The organism is Halopseudomonas pelagia, from assembly GCF_009497895.1.
Taxonomy (GTDB): domain Bacteria; phylum Pseudomonadota; class Gammaproteobacteria; order Pseudomonadales; family Pseudomonadaceae; genus Halopseudomonas; species Halopseudomonas pelagia_A.
This window is the reverse complement of sequence record NZ_CP033116.1, coordinates 2,222,248-2,245,271: the sequence shown is the minus strand read 5'-3', so window position 1 is coordinate 2,245,271 and position 23,024 is coordinate 2,222,248. Positions and strand designations below refer to the sequence as shown.

Below are 23,024 nucleotides of genomic sequence, written 5' to 3'. Positions count from 1 at the left end.
AAAAATATCAAACATGGCAGGTACCTTATGGCCTATACATCGCATACCTCTTCCTATTACGCCGCCTCCGCCAACAACAAGGCGGATCGCCCGGCGTTGCAAGGCGCGCATGAAACCGACGTATGCGTGATCGGCGCAGGCTATACCGGTATTTCCACCGCACTGTTTCTGCTTGAGCATGGCTTTCGTGTCACCGTGCTGGAGGCGGCAAAGGTCGGCTTCGGTGCTTCTGGGCGGAACGGCGGGCAGATCGTCAACAGTTACAGTCGCGATATCGATGTCATCGAAAAGACTTTGGGCGCCGAGCAAGCGCGAATGCTCGGCGAAATGGCGTTTGAAGGCGCGCGCATCATCCGTGAGCGCGTGGCCAAATACCAGATTCAGTGTGACCTCAAAGATGGCGGCGTGTTTGCAGCGGTCACCGACAAACAGATGAGCCACCTGGAGGGGCAGAAGAAACTCTGGGAACGCTACGGTCACACGCAGATGCAATTGCTCGACGCCAAAGCGATACGCGAGGTAGTGAATACCGATCTGTACGTGGGTGGCTCGCTGGACATGAGCGGCGGTCATATCCATCCGCTCAATCTGGTACTGGGTGAAGCAGACGCAGTGGAATCGCTGGGTGGGGTCATTCATGAACAATCTCGCGTCACCCGCGTGGATCAGGGCGCCAAAGCAGTAGTGCATACCGAGCAAGGCCAGGTGACCGCTGATTTTGTTGTGGTTGCCGGCAATGCCTACATCGGTGATCTGATGCCACAACTGTCCGCCAAATCAATGCCCTGCGGTACCCAGGTGATTACCACCGAACCACTTGGCGACGAACTGGCCAAGTCGCTGCTACCCCAGGATTACTGTGTCGAAGACTGCAACTATCTGCTGGATTACTACCGCCTCTCCGCTGACAAGCGCATGATCTTTGGTGGTGGCGTGGTTTACGGTGCCCGCGACCCGGCAGACGTGGAAGCCCTGGTCCGACCCAACCTGATCAAAACCTTCCCGCAACTCAAGGATGTAAAGATCGACTACGCCTGGACCGGCAACTTTCTGCTGACCCTGTCGCGGCTGCCTCAGGTCGGCCGGCTCGGCAGCAACATCTACTACTCCCAGGGCTGCAGTGGCCATGGCGTGACCTACACCCATCTGGCCGGCAAGATTCTTTCCGAGGCCATTCGCGGCCAGGCAGAACGTTTCGACGCCTTTGCCACCCTGCCGCACTACCCTTTCCCTGGCGGCCGAATGCTACGGGTGCCTTTCACCGCCATGGGCGCTTTGTACTACAGCCTCAGAGATAAACTTGGCTGGTAAATCCGTGTTGTAAATCAGTGTGTTGGATCACGTTTTCGTAACAAAAGATGGAACACGGCAGCGTCTGCGTTGTCAATCCAGAGGTAGCCGCCCTTATATAGGGCTATGCTACGGGGTAAGCGCCGGAACATCCGGCGCTTATAAGGCAACCGTTGACGGAAGCCTCAAGATAAAAAATCAGGAGTAGGCCCTATGACTTTCATGCAATCTACCAAGCGTTATATGTCCATCATGCTAACCGCACTGTTCCTGTTGACGACAGTCACCAGCGTACATGCTCAGGCCAGCATGATCGGTACTCAGGAAGTGATCACCAACGAACAGGTTAGTGTTGACCGTGAAGCGCTGAAAAGCATGCTGTCAGACGAAGCTGTTCAAGAGAAAATGGCGTCAATGGGTGTCTCCCCTGATCAGGTAGAGCAGCGCATCAATAGCCTGACTGCTGATGAACTGGCCTACTTCAATGCGCAATTGGATGAAGCCCCTGCTGGTGCCGGTATCCTCGGTGTGATCGTGCTGTTCCTGGTGATCTTCATCATTACCGACTTGCTGTGTGCTACCAACATCTACAAGTTTGTAAACTGCATCAACCGCTAATCAGGTGCGTCGCTTAACCCACCTTGTGGTTCTGCTCGGGCTGGCAGCTTTGCTGTCAGCCTGTGCAAGTCGACCCACAGCAGTTCCTTCACCTGAATCCCTGGCTGATCTTCCTGCCAGCACCTACCTGGATCAGGTCCCCTTTCATGCGCAGGACGCTTACCAATGCGGCCCCGCGGCACTGGCCATGGTGCTGAATCATCGCGGCCTGCCAGACACTCCCGACCAGCTCAAGGATCGTGTGTATATCCCTGAACGCAAAGGCACGCTCCAAGTGGAACTGGTCTCGGCTTCACGTGAACGCGACCTGCTGGTGTATCCGGTAGAAGGCGAGCTCAAAGCCGTCATGGCTCAGGTGGATGCCGGGAACCCGGTATTGATCATGCAGAACCTGGCTTTTAACTGGTTTCCGCAATGGCACTATGCGGTAGTCGTCGGTTATGACCTGGAAAAACGCGAGATGATCGTGCACAGCGGCCTGAGCGAAGCCCAACGCGAGCCTTTCAAGGTCTTTATGCGCACCTGGGATAGAGCAGACCGCTGGGCCAGGGTCATGCTGCCGCCACACCAGTTGCCCGCTGACGCGCAGCCGCTGGTGTATCTGCAAGCAGCCAGCGACCTGGAACAGACCGGCCGCCTGGACAGCGCCAGGCAAGCCTACGCGACGGCCCTCAGCACCTGGCCTGAACAGCCGTCTGCCCGCTTTGGCCTGGGTAACGTGGCCTGGGCTCAGAAGCACCCGGAAATAAGCGTCGAGCATTTTCGTACGCTGGTTACTGATTTCCCGGACTTCAAACCCGGCTGGAACAATCTCGCTGTAGCACTGGAAGCTACGGGCTGCCCGACGAGCGCCAAAGCCGCTCAAGCCTGTGCCAGCGAAACGGTTAGCCCATCCAGTGCAGCTCCGGAAAACGGACGCTGTGCTATTCCCCGATGCGCTGATTAGCCAACAATCCAGTGCATGCAGTAACCTACTGCATGCACTTTAACTCCCAGCCTTGCAAACACCTTCGCAACTTTCTTACTTGTTATTCTGCATATCTATAAATTAAAAAGCATAAATCCGGATGCTTGCAGCGGAAAAGCCAACCGCAATAAACGCAGAACAATCAACAACTCCGCAGCCACGATGCGATACAGTTCGCATTTTCGACCAAAGTCACTCAAGCGTCTCGATGCGCGACAAAATCCATCTGACCCATCTAGAAGCAGCATAATATTTTCAATTATTTCAATAGCATGCAGCCAGCTCCTAATTTTACAGACAAGTAAAGACTTATGACTATTCGTGCCATGAAAATGGGTCTGATGGGAATTGATGGTATTTTGGCGCCATTTTCGCTGTTAATATCTAATTACTCAGAAAGCAAAACAGTTCACAGTTTATCGCCTTGCTACTCACTTTCGCCGCGACTAGGATACACCCCGTTCATCACCTATGCGCAACTTGTTGCACATAGAAGATTGCGCAGAAAGTTGCGCAGTGAATAAAGTGCGCAACTTTCTGCGCACCTGTTAATGAAACTAATTGGTTAAATGGAAGTTGTACGATCAACTTGACTAGTAATTGGTTACTTGGCGCTCAAGTTAATCGATTAACGAGTCTCAGATCAGGGATTGATGATTCAGTCATGCTCGCAAACCATTACAGACAGTTGGCTGAGAAGCCCATCAGTGACGCTGATTTTTACGGCGATGATGTGCGCTATTCGGCTGAGTTTGAGGGCTTGGAAAACGAGCTGAACAAAGCCAATTCCCTGCATGACAAGCAAGGCCCGGACTGGATACTGGTACGTGACGGCTGCGAGGCCCTGCTGCAATCCCAATCCAAGGATCTGCGCGCCGCGGTCTGGCTCACCTGGAGCCTCTACCAGGTGGACTCTGTCACCGGACTGGAAGCAGGCCTCGGTGCGCTCAACTACCTGTGCAGCCAACATTGGCCTGCCCTGCACCCGCACAAGCCGCGAACCCGCCTGGCTGCATTCAGCTGGCTGATACCGCGCATCGACCAAGCGGTCTCCGAGCTGCAACCCGGCGCAGCGCAGCCGGAGACACTGGAACGGCTGGGTAAGCAGTTACGCGAACTTGACCAATGTCTGGCCAGCCACTTTGACGACCAGGCGCCCTTGTTGATACCCACATGCCGACGCCTCGAGACCTTGGTCAAGGCCCCCGAGCCGCCAATTCAAAGCGCCAACGACAGTCTTGCCCCGGCATCAACCTCGGCCAACAGCGCAAAAATCATCCCGATCAATAACGCCAATAGCGACATGCCCAACGCGGTGAACGACAGCCGGGACGCGCACAAGTGTCTGCGCAGCATTCAGGACCAGGCGCGGCTTCTGAGCAACTGGTGGCTACAGGAAATGACCACGGATCCTCGCGCTTTCCGCCTTGCCCGCACCCTGTTATGGCTGCCGATCGACGCCCTACCGGAACACGATACACACAACTGCACAACGCTCAGAGGACTGCCGGCCGATCGATTGTCAAGTTACCGCGAGCGTCTGGAGCAGGCCCAGTTCAGCGGACTACTGGTCGACCTGGAAGCCAGTCTGGCTCGCTCACCGTTTTGGCTCGATGGTCAGTTTATAGCCTGGCAGTGTCTGCAAGCCCTGGATGCACAGGCGGCCATGTATGAAGTGGAAATCCAACTGGCAATGTTGCTGAAACGCCTACCAGGTCTGGAGCAGCTATGTTTCCACGATCAAACGCCCTTTGCTGATGACGAAACCCGCCGCTGGATCAGCGCGCATATCCTGCCGCATACCAGCAGCAATCACCTGCCCGCCGAAGGCCAGGCAAACAGTGGCACTGAAGGCGCGCAGCCGCCCTGGGAAAAAGCCCTCGCAGCGGCAATCCAACAACTGCGCAAAGGCTCGCTGAAGGCCGGCATTCAGTTGATCAAGCAGGCAATGCCCAACCTCGCAGGCGATCGCGAGCGGTTTAACTGGCAACTGGCTCAAGCGCGCCTCTGTTTTCAGGCCCGGCAGTACGACCTGGCCCGCCACCAACTCGAATCCCTCTACCAGGTTCTCCAAGGCTCTGATCTTGAGCGCTGGGAACCCGATCTCGCCCTGAGCGTACTGCACCTACTGCTCGAATGCTGCGACAAGCTGCCCAGCAGCCCTGCCCTGCGTGAACGCAAGAACGAGATCTACCAAAGGCTGTGCCACCTCGACCTTGAAGCGGCACTCGACCAGGCCTCAGGGCCATAACTGTAACGGAGAAGATCATGGCCAAAGACGGCTCAGTAGCGCCCAAAGAACGCGTTAATGTCACTTTCACCCCCACCAATGGTGGCGCCCAGGAAGAAGTCGAACTGCCGCTGAAACTGATGGTGCTGGGGGATTTTACCCAGCGTCCTGATGACCGCAGCATCGAACAGCGCAAGCCCATCGCGATCGACAAGGGCAACTTCGATGAGGTGCTGGCCAAACAGGAACTGACGCTCGACTTCGTGGTGCCTAACCGCCTGCACAACGATGAAAACGCCGATGACAGCCTGAATGTGCATCTGAAGATTGATTCCATGAAGGATTTCAATCCCGCCAGCCTGGTCGCTCAGGTACCGGAACTGCAGAAACTGATGGAGTTGCGTGACGCGCTGGTGGCCCTGAAAGGCCCGTTAGGTAACGCACCCGCGTTCCGCAAGGCGATCGAAAGCGTGCTCAGCGACGATGACTCCCGTGAACGGGTACTCGCCGAACTGGGCCTGGATTCACAAGACCAGCCCAAAGCCTGATCACCTAACCGATCCCCCAAACAAGGACGCTTATTCATGAGTACCCGTGCAGCAGCAGAAAGCGGCCAGAAGGCCGGAGAAGTCAGCATTCTCGACAGCATTATCGCTGAAACCCGTCTGACGCCGGACGACGAGGCGTACGGCATCGCCAAACGCGGCGTGTCAGCGTTTATCGAGGAGTTGCTGAAACCGCAGAATGACAAGGAGCCGGTGAAAAAGGCCATGGTCGATCGCATGCTTGCCGAGATCGACGCCAAACTGAGCCGGCAGATGGACGAAATCCTTCACGAGCCCAGCTTTCAGGCACTGGAATCGTCCTGGCGCGGTTTGCAGGTACTGGTCGATCGGACCAATTTCCGCGAGAACATCAAGCTGGAAGTCATCAACGCGTCCAAACAGGACCTGCTCGAAGACTTTGAAGACAGCCCGGAAATCGTGCAATCGGGCCTCTACAAGCATGTCTACACCGCCGAATACGGCCAGTTCGGTGGTCAGCCGGTCGGCGCACTGATTGCCAACTACTACTTCGACCCCAGCTCCCAGGACATGAAAACCCTGCAGCATGTGGCGAGTGTGGCGAGCATGTCACACGCGCCCTTTATCGCTGCTGCCGGCCCCAAATTCTTCGGTCTGGAGAGCTTTACCGGCCTGCCGGATATCAAGGATCTGAAGGATCATTTCGAAGGCCCGCAGTTCGCCAAGTGGCAAGCCTTCCGCGAAAAGGAAGATGCGCGCTACGTGGGTCTGACCCTGCCGCGCTTTCTGCTGCGCAACCCCTATGACCCGGAAGACAACCCGGTCAAGAGCTTCGTCTACAAGGAAAACGTCTCCAATAACCACGAAGACTATTTGTGGGGTAACACGGCGTTCACCTTCGCTACTCGCCTTACCGAAAGCTTCGCCAAGTTTCGCTGGTGCCCGAACATCATCGGCCCGCAAAGCGGTGGCGCGGTGGAAGATCTGCCGCTGCATCATTTTGAAAGCATGGGCGAAATCGAGACCAAGATTCCGACCGAGGTGCTGGTCTCCGATCGTCGCGAGTATGAACTGGCCGACGAAGGTTTTATCGCCCTGACCATGCGCAAGGGCAGCGACAACGCGGCGTTCTTCTCCGCCAACTCCACGCAGAAAGCCAAGTTCTTCGGCAACAGTGAAGAAGGCAAGGCAGCCGAGTTGAACTACCGCCTGGGCACGCAACTGCCTTACCTGTTCATCGTCAACCGTCTGGCTCATTACCTGAAGGTGCTGCAGCGTGAACAGATCGGTTCCTGGAAGGAGCGCACCGATCTGGAGCTGGAACTGAACAAGTGGATCCGCCAGTACGTGGCCGATCAGGACAACCCCAATGCCGAAGTACGTGGCCGCCGCCCGCTGCGGGCAGCGCAGATTACCGTCAGCGATATTGAAGGTCAGCCGGGCATGTACCGCGTGGGTCTGAGCGTGCGCCCGCATTTCAAGTACATGGGCGCGGACTTCACCCTGTCGCTGGTCGGCAAGATGGAAAAGGAATAACCCATGGGTTACGGCAGCCTGTTCGAGCGCCTGGCCGGCGACTCCGCGAAACGCAGCAGCCTGAGTGTCGACCAGGCAATCGTCGCCTCGATCGCTGCGCACCTGGCGAAGATGCTCAGTACCCGCGCCGGCAGTGTTCAGGCACTACCGGATTACGGGCTGCCCGACCTCAATGACATGCGCCTGTCGCTGCACGATTCGCTGCAACAGGCACGTGTCGCCATCGAAAGCTTTATCGAAGCCTACGAACCGCGTCTTTCTCAGGTCAGGGTGGTTGCCCTGCCCCGCGAGCAAGACCCTCTGAACCTGGCGTTTGCGCTCGAAGGCATGGTTGATCTGGACGGTCAACGCCGCCCGGTCAGCTTTACCGCACGGCTTAACGGCAGTGGTCAAGTGCAGGTTCAGTAGAAGCAGGCAGTGCCGCGCCTCGCGCGGCAGCGCTTTGCCCACAACGACTATTCGAACACCGCGAATACCAGAGACTGACTGAATGTCATTCAATCATTACTATCAAGGCGAGTTGACCGCACTGCGTCAGCTCGGCAAGCGCTTTGCCGAACGTAGCCCGGCGCTCGCCCCGTTTTTAGGCCAAAGCGGCCGTGATCCTGACGTCGAGCGTCTGCTGGAGGGCTTCGCCTTTCTTACCGGGCGCCTGCGGCAAAAGCTCGATGACGAGCTGCCGGAGCTGACGCACTCGTTGATGTACCTGCTCTGGCCCAACTATATGCGCCCACTGCCGGCCTTCAGCATGCTGCAGTTCGAGCCCATGTCAGCACCCGGCGCGGCGGTGATCGTCCCGCGCGATACGCCAGTGGAATCCAATCCGATCAAGGGCGTGGCCTGCCGCTTCAGGACCACCGCCAATACCGAGTTGACCGCCCTGGCCATGCGCGCCGTAGACTATTCGGTCAAGGGTGACGGCGCATTGCTGAGCCTGCGACTGGGCGTGAATGGCGGCAAGCTCGCCGATGTTCAACTGGACAAGCTGCGTTTGCATCTGGCCGGTGAACGTTACATCAGCCAGACCTTGTACCTCAGCCTGCTGCGGCATACCGAGGATATCCAGCTGGTGCTGCTGGACAACGCTGGTAAACCCTTGAAAGACAGTTTTGACCGCCCAGTGCCCGGGCTGAAGCTTGATCGCAGTCTGCTCAAGCCGGCAGGTTTCGATGAAGATGAAGCATTGGTGCCCTACCCGGTGAATACCTTTCGCGGCTACCGCTACCTGCAGGAGTACTTCGCATTCCAGGAGAAATTCCTGTTCGTCGACATCGGCGGGCTCAAAGCCATCCAGAGCTTCTCCGAGGATCTGCTCAAGCGCACCGGCGGTTTTGAATTGCGTATCGAACTCAATCGCTCGGGCTCGCAGCGGGTCAAGCCGACGCTGGACAATATTCGGCTGTATTGCACCCCCATCGTCAACCTGTTCGCCCACGATGCCACTCCCATTCGCCTCGACGGCAGACAGGACAGATATATGCTGCGCCCGGCCGAGTATGAAAGTGCGCATTGCGGCGTGTTTTCGGTAGACCGGGTGACCGGTTGGAAGCCCGGCGGCATGGGTTACGAGGAGTACGTCCCCTTCGAGTCATTCGAGCATGACGCCAGCTTCGACTTTCCCGAGGCGCGCCCCTATTACAGCCTGCGGCAGAATCCCTCTCTGCTCGATGACGGCATGGACACCTATCTGAGTTTCGGCATGCGCAGCTTCGAGCAGCACGAGACCCTGTCGGTAGAGCTGACCTGCACCAACCAGAACCTGCCATTGCAACTGCCACTCGGCGCCATCTGTCGCCCCAGCGAAGGCACGCCGGAATTTCTGCGCTTTCGCAACATCAGCGCCGTCACCGCCAGCTACGCGCCGCCGCTGCAGCAGGATTTTCTCTGGAAGCTGATCAGCAACATGTCGCTGAATTATCTGTCCCTGGCCAACGTCGAGGCGCTCAAGGTGATTCTGGAAACCTATGACTTGCCGCGGCATTACGACCAGCACGCCGCCAAGGTCAGCCAACGGCTGCTCAACGGCCTGAAAAAAATCAGCCACAGCAGCGTCGACCGTCTCTACCGCGGCCTACCTGTGCGCGGTGTACGCACCGAACTGGAAATGGATACCGACGGCTACCTGGGTGAAGGCGACCTGTTCGTATTCGCCTCCATTCTGAACGAGTTTTTCGCGCTGTACGCCAGCCTCAATTCCTATCACGAACTGACCGTACGCAGCAGCAAAGGAGAGATTTACCAATGGACACCACGCATGGGGCAACAGCCCCTGCTCTGAACCTGCTGAGTCGCAACATTCGCGAGTACAGCCTGTTCCAGGGTGTACTACAGGTAATGGAGCGACTGCGCAGCGAATACCCAGAGCACAACGAAGACGCGCTATACAGCCTGATCGAGTTCCAGGCGAATCCGAGCATGGGCTTCCCCGGCAGCGATATAGAACGGGTAGAGTTTTTCCGTGAGAACGGCGAAACCCGCGCGCGCCTGCGGCTCAATCTGATCAGTCTGTTCGGTGCCGGATCGCCCTTGCCGGCGTTCTATGCGGAACAGGCGCTAGGCGACACCGCCGAGGGAAATCCGACCCGGGAATTTCTCGACCTGTTCAATAACCGCCTGCAACGTCTGCTGCTGCCGATCTGGCAGAAGTATCGCTATTACTCGCGCTTTTCCAGCGGCGCTCTGGATCCCTTCTCTTCCCAACTGTTTTCGCTTATCGGACTCGGCGGCGAGTCGATCCGCTCTCACTCGGAGCTGAACTGGAAGCGTCTGCTGCCCTATCTCGGCCTGCTCAGTCTGCGCGTGCAATCCGCCGCAGTCATCGAGTCGGTGCTGCGCTACTACTTTCGGCATCAGGCGCTGCATATCGAACAGTGCATGGAACGCCAGGTCGAGGTGCAGCCCGAACAGCACAACCGTCTTGGTCTGGCCAACAGTGCGCTCGGCGAGAGTCTGGTCCTGGGGGATCAGGTGCGCGACCGCAGCGGCAAATTTCGCATCCATATCCAACAGCTGGATTGGGAGCGCTTTCATGAATTTCTACCGACCGGCACCGAATTTCGCGGCCTTTGCGCACTGGTGCGTTTCGCACTGCGTGATCCGCTGGATTACGACATCCGCCTGCAGTTGTGCAAAAACGCCGTTCGCGAACCGCGCTTACAAGCCGACAGCCCCTGCCTGTTGGGCTGGACCAGTTGGCTCGGCTCGGATGCCCTGGGCGCCTGTGCGGACCCCGCGGTAACGCTCAGCAGCAAAGCTTATTAAAGGATTGATAACCTCATGATCGATGTAGATCTACAACAACTGGTACAGGCGCTGGATGCCCGAAGCCGGCAGGATCTGGAAGCCGCCGCCGAGCGCTGCGTGGTGCGGCATGGCAGCAAGGTGTTGGTCGAGGACCTGCTTCTCGGGCTCCTGGAGCGCAATGACAGCGTGCTGCACCGCGCGTTGCAGGATGCGCAACTGGATGCCGGTGAATTTGCCCGGATACTGCAACCCTGCACTGAAGACAATGCCTCGCGCAATCCCGCCTTTTCGCTGGAGCTTGTGCAATGGCTGCAGGACGCGCTCCTAGTGGCCAGCCTGGAGCTGGGCCAGAGTCAGGTTGATCAGGCCGCACTGGTACTGGCGCTGTTGCGCAACCCGCTACGTTACGCCGGCAGCCAGTTGCAGCCGCTGCTGAGCAAGCTGAATGCTGAACGCTTGCGTGATTACGCGCTGGCCCAGCAAGCCACAACGGCCGCGCCGCAACCGTCCAAGGGTGCGGATTCCGCGCTAAGCCGCTTCACCCACAACTTTACCCAGCAAGCACGCGACGGTCGCCTGGACCCCGTGCTGTGTCGCGATGCAGCGATTCGGCAGATGATCGACATCCTCGCCCGCCGGCGCAAGAACAATCCCATCGTCGTCGGTGAGGCCGGGGTCGGCAAGACCGCCGTGGTAGAAGGCCTGGCGCTACGCATAGTACAAGGCGAAGTGCCTGCTGCGCTGCAAGGGGTGGAGCTGCACTGCCTGGATCTTGGCCTGCTGCAGGCCGGCGCCAGCATCAAGGGCGAATTCGAAAAACGCCTTCAGGGTGTGATCGATGAGGTCAAAGCCTCGGTCACGCCGATCATTCTGTTTATCGATGAGGCCCATACCCTGATCGGTGCCGGCGGTCAGGCCGGCAGTGGCGACGCGGCCAACCTGCTCAAACCGGCACTCGCCCGCGGCGAGCTGCGCACCATCGCCGCTACTACCTGGAGCGAATACAAACAGTATTTTGAAAAAGACCCGGCCCTGGCCCGACGGTTTCAGCCGGTGCAGTTGCACGAACCTAGCATCAGCGAAGCTGTGACCATCCTGCGTGGCCTGGCGCCGGTGTATGAAAAAAGCCATGGCATCTACTTGCGCGATGACGCAGTGGTGGCGGCAGCCGAACTGTCTGCCCGTTATCTGGCAGGCCGGCAGTTACCGGACAAGGCTGTTGATGTGCTGGACACCGCCTGCGCCAGGGTCCGGATCAGCCTCGCTGCCGCCCCTGACGCATTGGAAAAGTTGCGCACCCGGATTGCAGAGAATCAACGCCAACTGCTGGCAGGCACCCGCGACCATCAGGCGGGGCTGGCCATTAATGCTGATGAACTTGCCGGCCTGCAACGTACGCTCGACGAAGACCATGCCAGCGTTTCAGCGATGGAAGCTCGCTGGTTGGCACAAAAAGCACTCGCCGAGAGTTTGCTGGAGCTACGCCAGCAATGCGCTAGCGCACGCGCTGATGACAGTACGCCCGGGGAGGATATTGCAGAATTGGAAGCTAGCTTGCGCGAGACCCAGGCAGAGCTGTCCGCTGCGCAAACGCAAGAGCGCCTGGTTAGCCACGAGGTCTGCCCGCGACTGATTGCCGAAGTGATCAGCCACTGGACCGGGGTTCCGTTGTCGCAGCTCGCGCGCGAACACAATGCCAACGTCTCACACTTTGCCGATAACCTGCGCCAGCGCGTGCGCGGCCAGGAGCAGGCAGTTGCAGCGCTGGATCGGGCGATGCGCGCCAGCGCCGCCGGCCTGAACCGAGCTGACGCCCCAGTCGGCGTATTCCTGCTGGTCGGCCCCAGTGGCGTCGGCAAAACCGAAACTGCCCTGGCACTGGCCGATCTGCTGTATGGCGGTGAGCGCTTTCTGACCACCATCAACATGTCCGAATTTCAGGAGAAGCACACGGTATCGCGGCTGATCGGCGCGCCGCCCGGATACGTCGGCTATGGCGAGGGCGGCATGCTTACCGAAGCCGTCAGACAGAAGCCTTATTCGGTGATACTGCTCGATGAAGTAGAGAAAGCCGACGCTGACGTGATGAATATTTTTTACCAGATATTCGACAAGGGCGTAGCCAATGACGGCGAAGGCCGGGAAATCAACTTCCGCAATACGCTGATCCTGATGACCTCGAACCTGGCCAGCGAACAGATAGCTCACCTTTGCCAGGACGCGCAACGGCCGGATCCGGAACAATTGGAAGAAGCGATCCGCCCGCGCCTGAGTCAGCATTTCAAGCCCGCGCTACTGGCCCGCATGCAAGTCGTACCCTACTACCCGATTGCAGGTGACGTACTGCAGCAACTGATCAACATGAAGTTGGCGCGCTTCGGAGAACGTCTGCAGCGTCGTGACCTGACTTTCACGCATTGCCCGGCATTGGTTGACCATTTCGCTGCGCGGTGCGCTCGCAGCGACAGCGGTGCCCGGCTGATCGACCGGTTGATAGATCAGCAGCTGCAACCGCTGGCAGTTGATCGCCTGCTGGAAGCCATGGCCAGCGGCGAGCCAGTGCACCGCGCACATGCCACGCTCGACCGCGAAGGAGCAGTGATCTGTGAATTCGCCTGACGTCCCAACCGCACAGATGTTTGCGCAGATACCGCGCCCCTTGCAGTTCGCCGAATCAATGCTGGAGCGCTTCGCCGCCCTGTCAGTGCTGCGTACTCCGAGCGCGTTATCCAGCGCTCTGGTGGAAGCCTGCGCACTACTCAGCGACTGCACCCTGAGCCAACTGTACCTGCTGGATGTCACCCAGACGCGTCTTTCGCTCTGCGCCCAGTGGTACCAGGGGCAACTGCAGATGCCGGAGAGTGTCAGCGTATCCAGCGACTATTCCGACATGCATCTATTGCAATACTGCTTGTGCCAGAACCGTCCGCTGCTAATGAACAACCTGGATGCCAATCTGCACAGTACTGCGTTTCTGCCTGACAGCGATCGGCCCTGGGGCAGTTTGTTGTGCTTGCCGTTGACCGATGAACAGCAGCACGTGCGCGGCCTTTTGGTCACCGCCAGCCGCACCCATGGCGAACTCGGACAGATGGATGAGGCGCTGCAGATGCTGGGCAATTTCGCCGTTGCGCAAATGCAGCTACTTGGTCGCCCACATCAATTGGCGGAACCTGCTGCCGTGGCCACCGAGATCGCTCCGCCAAGCCGTGAGCACTTCGGTCTGATTGGCGAAAGTGCCGGCATGAAGCAGGTCTACAGTCTGATCAGCAAAGTGCTGCACAACCCGGTTACCGTATTGATCACTGGCGAGACCGGCACCGGCAAGGAGCTGGTCGCCCGCGCCATCCATGATTTCGGTCTGCGCCGCAGCAAAGCCTTTATCGCCTTGAACTGCGCGGCAATGCCGGAAAATCTGCTTGAGAGCGAACTGTTCGGCTACCGAAAAGGTGCCTTCAGTGGCGCTGACCGCGATCACAAGGGACTGTTCGATGCCGCAGATGGCGGCACGCTGTTTCTCGACGAGATCGGCGATATGCCGCTGCTGCTGCAAGCCAAGTTGCTGCGTGTGCTGCAGGAAGGCGAGCTGCGCCCACTCGGCAGCAACGAGACGCACAAAGTGGATGTGCGCGTGGTCACCGCGACCCACCATCAATTACTGGAGCAAGTGCAAGCCGGGCTGTTTCGCGAAGACCTGTTCTATCGCCTGACACACTTCCCCATCCACCTGCCACCGCTGCGCGAACGTGGCGAGGACATCCTGCTGCTGGCACGCGAATTCGTTGAAGCTGCGTGTTCATTCCTGCAACGCGAACAATGCCGCTGGTCCGACGCTGCACTGGAACAGCTGGCCAGTCACGAGTTTCCCGGCAACGTACGCGAGCTCAAAGGCCTGATCGCCCGCGCGCTGCTGCTGTGCGACGGCAACCTGCTGCTCCCTGAGCACTTCAACCTGCCTGGCTCCCCGAACAACGAAGGTCAGTTGAGCCTACGCGAACGCATGGAGCGCGTCGAACGCAACCTGCTGGTGGACTGCCTGCGCAAGAATCAGGGCAATCAGACCAGCGCCGCCACCGAACTCGGGCTACCCCGCCGCACGCTGTTATACCGCATGCAGCGGCTGAATATCTGCCCCGCAGAGCTCAAGGCCAGCAGGGGGAAGAACAATGCCTGAACCCATGCAAACCCGATTTTTTAACCGCCATCCCTTTTTTAAACAGTACCGGCATCAAGCCGCCCGAAAACGAGGAAGTACACATGAACACACGTCGCTACTGGCCCGTCGCCCTGCTCCTGTTGGCCGTCAGCCTGAGCGCCTGCTCGGGCAACCATAAATTCAACGACGATGATTACCGCCCCCTGGGTGACCCGCAGACGGTAAACCGCGGCGAGTAGCCGCAAAGGAGAACAGCATCATGGAACTGATTCTGGATATGGTCGGCTCTGAGCAGTTTATCAGCGGCATGCCGGTCACCAAGACCTTCCGCCAGGCGGGGGGCATTATCGGCCGCGCCGAGGATTGCGACTGGGTCATTCCCGACCGCAAACGCGTAGTGTCCGGGCGGCACGCGCAAGTGAGCTTCGAGGACGGTGCCTTCTTTCTGACCGATACCAGCAGCAACGGCATCCTGCTCAAACCCGGCAACACGCCTCTGCCCAAGGGGCAACCGCAGCGCATCGAACACAACACCCTCTACGCGATCGGCGACTTCGAGATCCGCGCCCGCGTCATGCAGGACCCCGCCGTCTTCAGCGAAGACCTGGGCCGCCCGCAGGACGCCGGCAGCATCATCCCGGACGATGCATTCCTTGATCTGGATCCGCTCAACGCGCTGGACCAACAGGAGGCCATGTACGCCGCAGGTGACGACCTGGCGATGTTCAGCCAAAGCGCGCATGCCGAACCCGCGCAAGCGCCCGATTATGCCCCCATCAATATGGAGAATCTGACGGTGCCCGAATTGGTCGCCGCCCCCGCCCCGGCACCACCCGCGCCCCAGCCGGCAGCCGCTCCTGCCGGGCAACCTGAGCCGTTCTGGCAGAGCTTCGGCGATGCGCTAGGCGTCAGTCTGGAAGGTCTGGATGAAGGGCAGCGCCAAGCGCTGGCACTCAAGGCCGCGCGCCTGCTCAAGCAAAGCGTCGGGAGCCTGCAACAGAGCCTGCGCAACCGTAATGAGCTGAAAGCCGAGATGAAACTGGCGGTGACCAGCGTCGAACAGGTCAGCAGCAATCCGTTGAAATTCAGCAGCGAAAGCCGTCAGGCAATGGGTAGCCTGTTGCGTCCCGCCGCGACAGAGATGCCCGCCGAGCAGGCCATCAATCGTTCGTTCCGGGATCTGCAGGCGCATCAGGTGGCGCTGATTGCCGCCAGCCGAGCGGCGGTAAAAAGCATTCTTGAGCACCTGTCGCCAGAGCAACTGACGCTACGTTTCGAGCGCGAGAACAAATCGCTGATGAACACCGCAGGCAGCCGCTGGCGCGCCTACACCCACCTGTATCAAGCGCTGCAACGCGATGACAACTGGAGCCAGCGCCTTTATGCGCGTGATTTCGTTGTCGCCTATGAAGAGCAGATCCGCCTGATTGCCACTCTCAACACCGATCATCAAGGATGACCACCATGTGTAAAGCTATTCTTCTGGCCCTGGCCACCAGTCTGTTTGTGTTGACCGGCTGTTCAACGGTGTCGCCCTATTCCGACCTGACCAAACTGGATCTGACGCTGGAAGGCAGCAGCCAGCTCAATCCTGATCTGAACGATCGGCCTTCCCCCATCGTCTTGCATCTGATGGAACTCAAGCATCCGGTCGCCTTCGAAAACGCGGATTTTTTCACTCTCTATCAGCGCCCGCGCGAAGCACTGTCCCCGGACCTGATCGCCATCGAAGAGCTGGAGCTGCGCCCCGGCGAGAAACGCGAGCTGAAACTGGCGGTCCAGGAAGGCAGCCGCTACGTAGCCGTGCTGGCCGCTTATCGCAATCTGCCCGATACCAACTGGCGTTTCATTATTCCGCTAGAAGAAAAAGGCCTGAACCAGATCAGGCTGCGTCTGGATGCCGAAGGGATTCGCGAGCTGGACAGCGACGACAAGGACAAGGATTAAGCCATGATGAGCCAAAAAGTCGTCTGGCAAGAAGGCATGCTGCTGCGCCCGCAACACTTCCAGCAGAACGACCGCTACCTGGATCACCAGTTGACCAGCCGTACAAGGCGCATGAGCCATTACGCCTGGGGTTTTTTCAACCTGGAGATTGATACCCAGTTCCTGAATATGGGCAAGCTGGTCATCAGCCAGGCCAGCGGCCTGCTACCCGATGGCAGTTTCTTCGAATTGGGTAATGAGCGCGAAGCGCTGGCCATGGATGTACCGGCCAATACCAGCAATAGCCCGGTATACCTGGCTCTGCCCCTGGTTACTGGCAACCATGTGGAAACCCGACGCCCCGAACAGCGTGACGTACTGGCGCGCTATACCGCCTTTGACAGCCAGGTTGCCGATTCCAATGCCGGGGACAGCAGCAGCAGTCAGGTCAGCTGCGGCTTGCCGGACTTCCGTCTGTTGCTCGGCGAGCAGCATAACGACCACGCCTATGTGAAGCTGAAGATCTGCGACATCCTCGATACCACCCCTGATGGCGCGGTCGGCCTGGATCCGGATTTTGTGCCCGCCTACCTGCACTTTCACGCCAGCCCCTTTCTGCAATCGTGCATGAAGGAAGTGATCAGCATGCTGACGCACCGCGGCGACATTCTCGCCGAGCGCATTCGCGCTACTGGTAAGGTCGGCGGCGCCGAGGTTGGTGACTTCATGATGCTGCAGTTAATCAATCGGCACGAGCCGGTGCTGCGGCATTACCAGGGCATAGAGCAGGTACATCCCGAACAGATGTACCGCGAGTTGCTGGGGTTGCTCGGCGAGCTTTCGACCTTTGCCAGCGAGACCAAGCGCCCACGTCTGGATAGCCGCTATCAACACAACGATCTGGGTCAGAGCTTTCGCAAGCTGATGGATGCGATACGCCAGGTACTCTCGATGGTGCTCGAACAGCACGCGGTCGAACTGGTGTTGCAGCAACGCCAGTACGGCATCCAGGTATCGCCGCTGCAGGACCACACCCTACTCGGCAGCGCCTCCTTCGTACTCGCCGCCAGCGCCGATTGCGACTCGGAAGAACTGCGTAAACGCCTGCCGTCGCATCTGAAAATCGGCCCGGTCGAACGCATCCGCCAACTGGTCAATCTGCATTTGCCGGGCATCAAGGTCAAGCCGCTACCGGTCGCGCCACGGCAGATCCCGTTCCATTCGGGCAAGACCTATTTTGCATTGGAGCTTAGCTCCGAAGAGCTCTCGCAACTGGAGCGCTCCGGTGGCTTTGCCTTCCATGTGTCCGGTGAGTTCACCGGGCTTGAGCTGAAATTCTGGGCTATCAGGAGCTGACCGTCATGATCAGGGAAATGGATTACCACCAGGATGATCATACGGTCATCGTCAACCGCCAGGGCACCTCGGCGGCGCAAAGCCCGCTGACCGACTCTGCGGTACCGCAAAAATTCGACAAGCTCGAAGAGCGCATGGTGTATGCCGCACGGTTGCGACCGGCGGAGACACTCAATCTGGGCATTAACCCGCTGGTCGCCGTGGCCTCGGCATTGCTCTCGGAGATGGTACGCCTGCAGCAGAGCTATGAGCGTGAGGACCTGTTCGCGCTCAAAGACCGCCTCTCTTCGGAGATTAAACGCTTCGAACACCGCGCCCTGCAGGACGGCGCCGAAAGCAGCCAGGTAATGGCCGCACGTTATGTGCTCTGCACCGCGCTGGATGAGGCCGTAGTGACCACGCCCTGGGGTAACGAAAGTGAATGGTCACAGATGAGCCTGCTGAGCAGTTTCCACAATGAAACCTTCGGTGGGGAGAAGTTCTTTCAGTTGCTTGAGCGCCTGTCACGCGATCCGGTCAAACATCTGCCGATGCTGGAGTTGATGTACATCTGCATGTCGCTTGGCTTCGAAGGGAAATATCGGGTGCTGCCGCGCGGCACGCTGGAACTGGAAGCGCTGCGCGACAGCCTGTATCGACAGATCCGCCAGCTGCGCGGCGACGTGCCCAGGGACATTTCTCCGCACTGGCAGGGGCTCACGGAAAATCGCCGGCGCCTGATCCGTATCGTGCCGTTGTGGCTGGTCACCCTGTTCACGCTGATCTGTCTGGGCGTCATTTTTGGGGTTTTCAACTGGATGCTCACCGAGCAACGCGACGCTGCATTGAAACCGTTTGCCCAGACCCAGAATACGGCTATGGAACCGACGTCGGCTGCCACGGCAATCAATGAACCAAACGTCTCTTCAGGGATGAACTGATATGAAGTCCTTTTTCCTCAAAGCCGGAAAATTCTTCCGGAAAAGCTGGGTATGGAGCCTGTGCCTGGTATTTGCGCTAGCCCTGCTGGTCTGGTTTGTCGGCCCGTTGCTGGCGATCAGCGACAAACGTTTCTGGGCCTCAGCCAGCAGCCGCTTGCTGACCATCAGCCTGATGTTCCTGATCTGGGGCCTGTGCATGGTCTATGTCAGCTGGCGTGCGGGCGTGGAGAAAAAAGCCAATGCCGAAGATGAGGATTATCTGGTGCGTCAGCAGCGCCAGGAACTGATCGTCGAAGAGCATTTGCAGTTGACCGGCCGTTTCAAGGACGCGATGCGCACCATGCGCCGCTCCAGCCTGTACAGCGGCCGCAGCGAGCGTTGGCGGCGCGAACTGCCGTGGTACCTGGTGCTTGGTCCGACCGGTAGCGGCAAGACCAGCCTGGTGGATTTCTCCGGTCTGGAGTTCCCGCTGAACAAGGGCGACAAGCAGCGCCTGACCCGCGATGTCAGCAGCACCCGCTATGCCGACTGGTATTTCGCCGAGCATGCAGTGATCATCGACACCGCAGGGCGTTACCTGAGCCAGCCGGATCCCGAAGTGGATGCCGCCGGTTGGTTCAGTTTGCTGGGGCTGTTGCGCAGTCGCCGTCCGCGTTCGCTGAATGGGGTCCTGATCAACGTCCCGGCCGAGCTACTGCTGCGTGGTAGCGAGCTGGAACTGGAAAGTCTGGCGCGCCAGACCCGTCTGCGCCTGCAGGAAATCAATCAGCGTCTGGGCGCCGATGTGCCTGTTTATCTGGTCATCAGCAAGGCCGATGGCATCAGCGGTTTCAATGAGTTCTTCGATCAGCTGTCGCGCGAGGAAAGCGATCAGGTTCTGGGTGTCAGCTTCCGCAAGAACCAGGATGGTACTGACATCCAGGTGGTGCGCGGCGAGTTCGAATCCTTGATGCAGCGACTCAACAGTCAGGTGGTCATGCGCATGCATCAGGAGCGCGACAACCAGCGCCGCGGTCGCATTCTCGACTTCCCACTCAAGCTCGGTCAGATCGAAGAGCATCTGGGGCTGTTTATCGAACTGGCTTTTTCCGGCAACCGTTATCAGCGGGCCAGTCAATTGCGCGGGTTCTACCTGACCAGTGCGCCGCAAGTATTGGACCCCGCACATCAGCACTCGCTGAGTCAGAACAGCCGAGCCGGCTTGCCGACCTTCCATGCCAGCCACGGGCGCTTCATCAAGAACCTGCTGAGCCGAGTCATTTTCCCCGAAGCCGATCTGGCTGGATTGGACGAGCGCGAGGTCAAACGCATCAACTGGCGCCAACGGCTGATGTACACCGTGGCGCTTGGGTGTCTGCTGGTATTCGGCATCGTCTGGGGCAGTAGCTTCTCCAATAATCACGAACGGCTGGAGCACCTGCGCGAAGTCGCTCAGGCGCTGACCGAAGACAAACAACAGATCCGTCTCAACGACGACGCTGCTGAAGTGCTCGCCGCATTGGACAGCAGCTACGCCGCTACCCGCGTGTTCCCGCCGCAGGACCAAGCCGGCACTTTGCAACGCGGCGGCTTGTTTCAAGGTAACCAGGTAGATCCAGTGGTCCAGCAGGCTTATCGACACGAGTTGGAGAATCTGTTGTTACCGCGCGTTGGCGAGCAACTGGAAAGTCAGATCCGCACCAGCCTGACCGATCGTGAAAGTTTGCTAGGCAGCCTGCGCGCTTATCTGATGCTGAACCTGGAAGAGCGTCGAGAAACCCCTTATTTGCAGGATTGGATGGCCACCGAGTGGTCGTTTCTCTACCGCGGCGACACCGAAACACAGAACGGCTTGAACACGCATTTTGCCCGCCTGCTCAATCAGCCCTTTACCCCTTACGCGTTAAACGACCAACTGGTAGCGGATGCCCGCCAGGAACTGCGTAGCGAGTCTCTGGCGACCGTGGTCTACCGGATGCTTCGCGATCAGGCGGCAAGCCTGCCGGAGTACCGTCTGGGTCAACGCCTGGGTCCGCATGCACGACTGTTGAGCAGCAATGACAACAGCATCCCCGGTTTCTTCACCCGCGACGGCTACGAACAAACCTTCATGGCCGAGGGCGGCGAACTGGTTCGCGAGATCTTGCAGGATAACTGGGTGCTTGGCGACAGTGAGCGCCTCAGCGCCAGTGACCTGGGCCGTCTGATGGTCGAGATGGAACAGATGTACTTTCAGGACTACGCCAGTCACTGGAACGAAGCCCTCGCCCTGCTGCACCTTGAGCCTCTGGCCAGCGCCGCACTTGGCGCCTCGCAGCTTAACGGTCTGACCGCAGCCAACTCGCCTTTGATGCTATTGCTCACAGAGGTGCGCGACAACACGCTGCTGGGCGGCATGCTGGACACGGATGTGTCCGCGAAGGATCTCACCGCGACGGCGCAGAAAGCTGGAGTACATGTCGGCCGTACCGGGCGTCTTGCAGCCGCAGCGGCCGAGCAGGGTCAGGCAGCGGTGGCCCAGAGCCTGCCAGCCACCGCACGGAAAAATCTGGCACGGCAGTTCGAGTCTCTGCACCAGCTGTTGGATGAGCAAGGCGGTCCGGGTCCGGAGATGACCAGTGCGCTTCAGGCGCTGGATGCGCTAAAGGCGCAGCTCAGCGGTCTGGCCAACGCCAGTGTGCCGGGCCAGGCAGCCTTCGATATGGCGCGCTCGCGCATGCAGGGGCGCAATGACGCAATCAACCAACTGCGCAGCAGCGCGGACAGTCTGCCAGCACCGATGGCCGAGTGGCTCAAGGCCCTGGCGGCCGACAGCTGGATGCTGGTACTCAATGACGCGTATCAGTACCTCAATCAACGCTATCGCAGTGAGCTCTACAGCGCTTACACCGACTCTGTAGGCAAGCGCTACCCGTTTGCAGCCAATAGCGAAAGCGATGTTGCGCTGGCGGATTTCCGCGAGTTCTTCAGAACCGAGGGTACCGCAGACAGTTTCTTCGAGCGTTACCTCGCCGGCTTCGTCAGCGACAACAGTGGCGCGTTCCAGTTGCGCCGGGTAGACGGCCGCAGCCTGCCGGTGTCGCGCGAGTTCCTGAAACAGATGACCACGCTGCAAACCATTCGCCGCAGCTTCTTCGCCGAAGACCCCGACGAGCCGCAGATTCTGTTCAAACTGGAACCGCATTCGCTGGATTCCAGCCTGGGTCGTGCCAGCTTCCGCTTTGGCGGTCAGAGCATGGAGTATCGCCATGGTCCTATCGTACAAACGGCGTTTCGGTGGCCAGCGGCGAACAGCGAGGGGCGTACCAGTCTGATGGTCGAGGACCTTGGCGGGCGGCGCGTGGGCATTGAGCAGAATACCGGGCCCTGGTCGCTATTTCGGCTGCTGGATCTGATGGACGTAGAGCACCACAGTGATCGCGACGTGCTGATGCTGCGGGCTAACCTTGACGGCATGCGCGCCCAGTATCTGCTGCATAGTCAACGCTCGCCCAACCCCTTCGACCTCAGTCTGCTGCGCGGCTTCAGTCTGCCGGCTCGACTCTGATGCTGGAGGTCGACATGCTCTGGCAAAGCACAGCCAGAACCGACAAGGGCAAAGTCCGCAAACGCAATGAGGATGCGGTGTTGGACTTGCCCGAGCGCGGTCTGTGGGTGGTCGCCGACGGTATGGGCGGTCACCAGAACGGCGCTTTGGCCAGCCGTCTGATCATTGAAGAGATGCTTGAACTGCCGGATCAGCTCAGTCTGGATGAACGCCTGCTGGGCGTGCGTGATTGCCTTTATCGGGTCAATCGCTTGCTGGGTCATGACATCACCGTCACCGCCGACCGCCCGGACAGCATCATGGGCAGCACCGTAGTCATGCTGCTGGCCGAAGGCGAGCGGGCCATTTGTGTTTGGGCCGGAGACAGCCGTTGCTATCTGTGGCGCAGTGGCCGGCTGTTTCAATTGTCGCGCGATCATTGCCTGATGCAGGAGCTTATGGAGGAGCAGCAAATGAGTGAAGAAGAAGCGGCCAGCCACCCGTCTGCCAGAGCATTAACCCGAGCGGTGGGCGCCAACGATGAGCTGATGCTCGACGTGGTGGATTTCACTGTGTACCCGGGCGACACCCTGCTGTTATGCAGCGACGGGCTCTATCAGGACCTGAGCCGCACGGCGATTGGGGACGCACTGGCGTTGGACAGCACCGAACACGCCGTGCAACGCCTGTTCAAGGAAGCACTCGAGGGTCCGGCCCGAGACAATATCAGCGCCGTTGTGGTGCGCCCATGAA

18 protein-coding genes are annotated in these 23,024 nt (G+C 59.0%); all 18 read left to right on the top strand.

Annotation, left to right across the window (positions count from 1 at the left end; all coding sequences use genetic code 11):
• The first annotated feature begins 27 nt into the window (after nt 1-27).
• The 18 genes from EAO82_RS10610 (at nt 28) to EAO82_RS10525 (ending at nt 23,023) form a co-directional block, all read left to right on the top strand.
• On the top strand, nt 28-1,311 hold the full coding sequence (locus EAO82_RS10610; protein WP_096347264.1) for an NAD(P)/FAD-dependent oxidoreductase: 1,284 nt from the start codon (nt 28-30) through the stop codon (nt 1,309-1,311).
• 192 nt (nt 1,312-1,503) lie between these two features.
• Nucleotides 1,504-1,908: a PA2779 family protein gene (locus EAO82_RS10605; protein WP_410402943.1), complete on the top strand. Its 405-nt coding sequence runs from the start codon at nt 1,504-1,506 to the stop codon at nt 1,906-1,908.
• Between the two features lie 4 nt (nt 1,909-1,912).
• Nucleotides 1,913-2,854: a PA2778 family cysteine peptidase gene (locus tag EAO82_RS10600; protein ID WP_096347263.1), complete on the top strand. Its 942-nt coding sequence runs from the start codon at nt 1,913-1,915 to the stop codon at nt 2,852-2,854.
• Nucleotides 2,855-3,539: 685 nt separating this feature from the next.
• Nucleotides 3,540-5,126 carry a type VI secretion system protein TssA gene (gene tssA, locus EAO82_RS10595; RefSeq protein WP_096347262.1) on the top strand — a complete coding sequence of 529 codons (1,587 nt, stop codon included), beginning with the start codon at nt 3,540-3,542 and terminating at the stop codon, nt 5,124-5,126.
• Between the two features lie 17 nt (nt 5,127-5,143).
• Entirely contained in the window at nt 5,144-5,653 is a 510-nt protein-coding gene (gene tssB, locus EAO82_RS10590) for a type VI secretion system contractile sheath small subunit (protein WP_096347261.1), read from the top strand.
• Between the two features lie 36 nt (nt 5,654-5,689).
• Nucleotides 5,690-7,165 (top strand): type VI secretion system contractile sheath large subunit, encoded by a 1,476-nt coding sequence (gene tssC / locus EAO82_RS10585; protein WP_096347260.1) that lies wholly within the window; start codon nt 5,690-5,692, stop codon nt 7,163-7,165.
• A gap of 3 nt (nt 7,166-7,168) precedes the next feature.
• Nucleotides 7,169-7,573, top strand: coding sequence for a type VI secretion system baseplate subunit TssE (gene tssE, locus EAO82_RS10580; RefSeq protein ID WP_096347259.1), 405 nt, complete (start codon nt 7,169-7,171; stop codon nt 7,571-7,573).
• Between the two features lie 82 nt (nt 7,574-7,655).
• Nucleotides 7,656-9,443, top strand: a complete 1,788-nt coding sequence (gene tssF / locus EAO82_RS10575; protein WP_096347258.1) for a type VI secretion system baseplate subunit TssF — start codon at nt 7,656-7,658, stop codon at nt 9,441-9,443.
• Nucleotides 9,407-10,426 (top strand): type VI secretion system baseplate subunit TssG, encoded by a 1,020-nt coding sequence (gene tssG / locus EAO82_RS10570; RefSeq protein ID WP_096347257.1) that lies wholly within the window; start codon nt 9,407-9,409, stop codon nt 10,424-10,426. The genes tssF and tssG overlap by 37 nt, the downstream gene beginning before the upstream one ends.
• 15 nt (nt 10,427-10,441) lie before the next feature.
• Nucleotides 10,442-13,027 (top strand): type VI secretion system ATPase TssH, encoded by a 2,586-nt coding sequence (gene tssH / locus EAO82_RS10565; protein WP_096347256.1) that lies wholly within the window; start codon nt 10,442-10,444, stop codon nt 13,025-13,027.
• Between the two features lie 16 nt (nt 13,028-13,043).
• Nucleotides 13,044-14,582, top strand: coding sequence for a sigma-54 interaction domain-containing protein (locus EAO82_RS10560; protein WP_096347280.1), 1,539 nt, complete (start codon nt 13,044-13,046; stop codon nt 14,580-14,582).
• 83 nt (nt 14,583-14,665) lie between these two features.
• The gene (locus EAO82_RS10555) at nt 14,666-14,803 is read left to right on the top strand and encodes a type VI secretion protein (protein ID WP_096347255.1); all 138 of its coding nucleotides are present in this window, start codon (nt 14,666-14,668) and stop codon (nt 14,801-14,803) included.
• A 20-nt stretch (nt 14,804-14,823) separates the two neighbouring features.
• The gene (gene tagH, locus EAO82_RS10550) at nt 14,824-16,023 is read left to right on the top strand and encodes a type VI secretion system-associated FHA domain protein TagH (protein WP_096347254.1); all 1,200 of its coding nucleotides are present in this window, start codon (nt 14,824-14,826) and stop codon (nt 16,021-16,023) included.
• A 5-nt stretch (nt 16,024-16,028) separates the two neighbouring features.
• Nucleotides 16,029-16,511: a type VI secretion system lipoprotein TssJ gene (gene tssJ, locus EAO82_RS10545; RefSeq protein WP_096347253.1), complete on the top strand. Its 483-nt coding sequence runs from the start codon at nt 16,029-16,031 to the stop codon at nt 16,509-16,511.
• Between the two features lie 3 nt (nt 16,512-16,514).
• Nucleotides 16,515-17,846, top strand: coding sequence for a type VI secretion system baseplate subunit TssK (gene tssK, locus EAO82_RS10540; protein WP_096347252.1), 1,332 nt, complete (start codon nt 16,515-16,517; stop codon nt 17,844-17,846).
• 5 nt (nt 17,847-17,851) lie between these two features.
• On the top strand, nt 17,852-18,766 hold the full coding sequence (gene icmH / locus EAO82_RS10535; protein ID WP_096347251.1) for a type IVB secretion system protein IcmH/DotU: 915 nt from the start codon (nt 17,852-17,854) through the stop codon (nt 18,764-18,766).
• 1 nt (nt 18,767) lies between these two features.
• Nucleotides 18,768-22,292 (top strand): type VI secretion system membrane subunit TssM, encoded by a 3,525-nt coding sequence (gene tssM, locus EAO82_RS10530; protein WP_096347250.1) that lies wholly within the window; start codon nt 18,768-18,770, stop codon nt 22,290-22,292.
• Nucleotides 22,293-22,306: 14 nt separating this feature from the next.
• Nucleotides 22,307-23,023, top strand: coding sequence for a PP2C family protein-serine/threonine phosphatase (locus EAO82_RS10525; RefSeq protein ID WP_096347279.1), 717 nt, complete (start codon nt 22,307-22,309; stop codon nt 23,021-23,023).
• The last annotated feature ends 1 nt before the right edge of the window (nt 23,024 follow it).

What these genes read in the sequence shown, in the direction of transcription:
- tssM (WP_096347250.1), top strand. Translation starts at nt 18,768, where the DNA reads ATGAAGTCCTTTTTCCTCAAAGCCGGAAAATTCTTCCGGAAAAGCTGG.
- EAO82_RS10555 (WP_096347255.1), top strand. Translation starts at nt 14,666, where the DNA reads ATGAACACACGTCGCTACTGGCCCGTCGCCCTGCTCCTGTTGGCCGTC.
- EAO82_RS10560 (WP_096347280.1), top strand. Translation starts at nt 13,044, where the DNA reads ATGTTTGCGCAGATACCGCGCCCCTTGCAGTTCGCCGAATCAATGCTG.
- tssG (WP_096347257.1), top strand. Translation starts at nt 9,407, where the DNA reads ATGGACACCACGCATGGGGCAACAGCCCCTGCTCTGAACCTGCTGAGT.
- tagH (WP_096347254.1), top strand. Translation starts at nt 14,824, where the DNA reads ATGGAACTGATTCTGGATATGGTCGGCTCTGAGCAGTTTATCAGCGGC.
- EAO82_RS10525 (WP_096347279.1), top strand. Translation starts at nt 22,307, where the DNA reads ATGCTCTGGCAAAGCACAGCCAGAACCGACAAGGGCAAAGTCCGCAAA.
- tssA (WP_096347262.1), top strand. Translation starts at nt 3,540, where the DNA reads ATGCTCGCAAACCATTACAGACAGTTGGCTGAGAAGCCCATCAGTGAC.
- icmH (WP_096347251.1), top strand. Translation starts at nt 17,852, where the DNA reads ATGATCAGGGAAATGGATTACCACCAGGATGATCATACGGTCATCGTC.
- tssF (WP_096347258.1), top strand. Translation starts at nt 7,656, where the DNA reads ATGTCATTCAATCATTACTATCAAGGCGAGTTGACCGCACTGCGTCAG.
- tssC (WP_096347260.1), top strand. Translation starts at nt 5,690, where the DNA reads ATGAGTACCCGTGCAGCAGCAGAAAGCGGCCAGAAGGCCGGAGAAGTC.
- tssB (WP_096347261.1), top strand. Translation starts at nt 5,144, where the DNA reads ATGGCCAAAGACGGCTCAGTAGCGCCCAAAGAACGCGTTAATGTCACT.
- tssH (WP_096347256.1), top strand. Translation starts at nt 10,442, where the DNA reads ATGATCGATGTAGATCTACAACAACTGGTACAGGCGCTGGATGCCCGA.
- EAO82_RS10605 (WP_410402943.1), top strand. Translation starts at nt 1,504, where the DNA reads ATGACTTTCATGCAATCTACCAAGCGTTATATGTCCATCATGCTAACC.
- EAO82_RS10610 (WP_096347264.1), top strand. Translation starts at nt 28, where the DNA reads ATGGCCTATACATCGCATACCTCTTCCTATTACGCCGCCTCCGCCAAC.
- tssJ (WP_096347253.1), top strand. Translation starts at nt 16,029, where the DNA reads ATGTGTAAAGCTATTCTTCTGGCCCTGGCCACCAGTCTGTTTGTGTTG.
- tssE (WP_096347259.1), top strand. Translation starts at nt 7,169, where the DNA reads ATGGGTTACGGCAGCCTGTTCGAGCGCCTGGCCGGCGACTCCGCGAAA.
- tssK (WP_096347252.1), top strand. Translation starts at nt 16,515, where the DNA reads ATGATGAGCCAAAAAGTCGTCTGGCAAGAAGGCATGCTGCTGCGCCCG.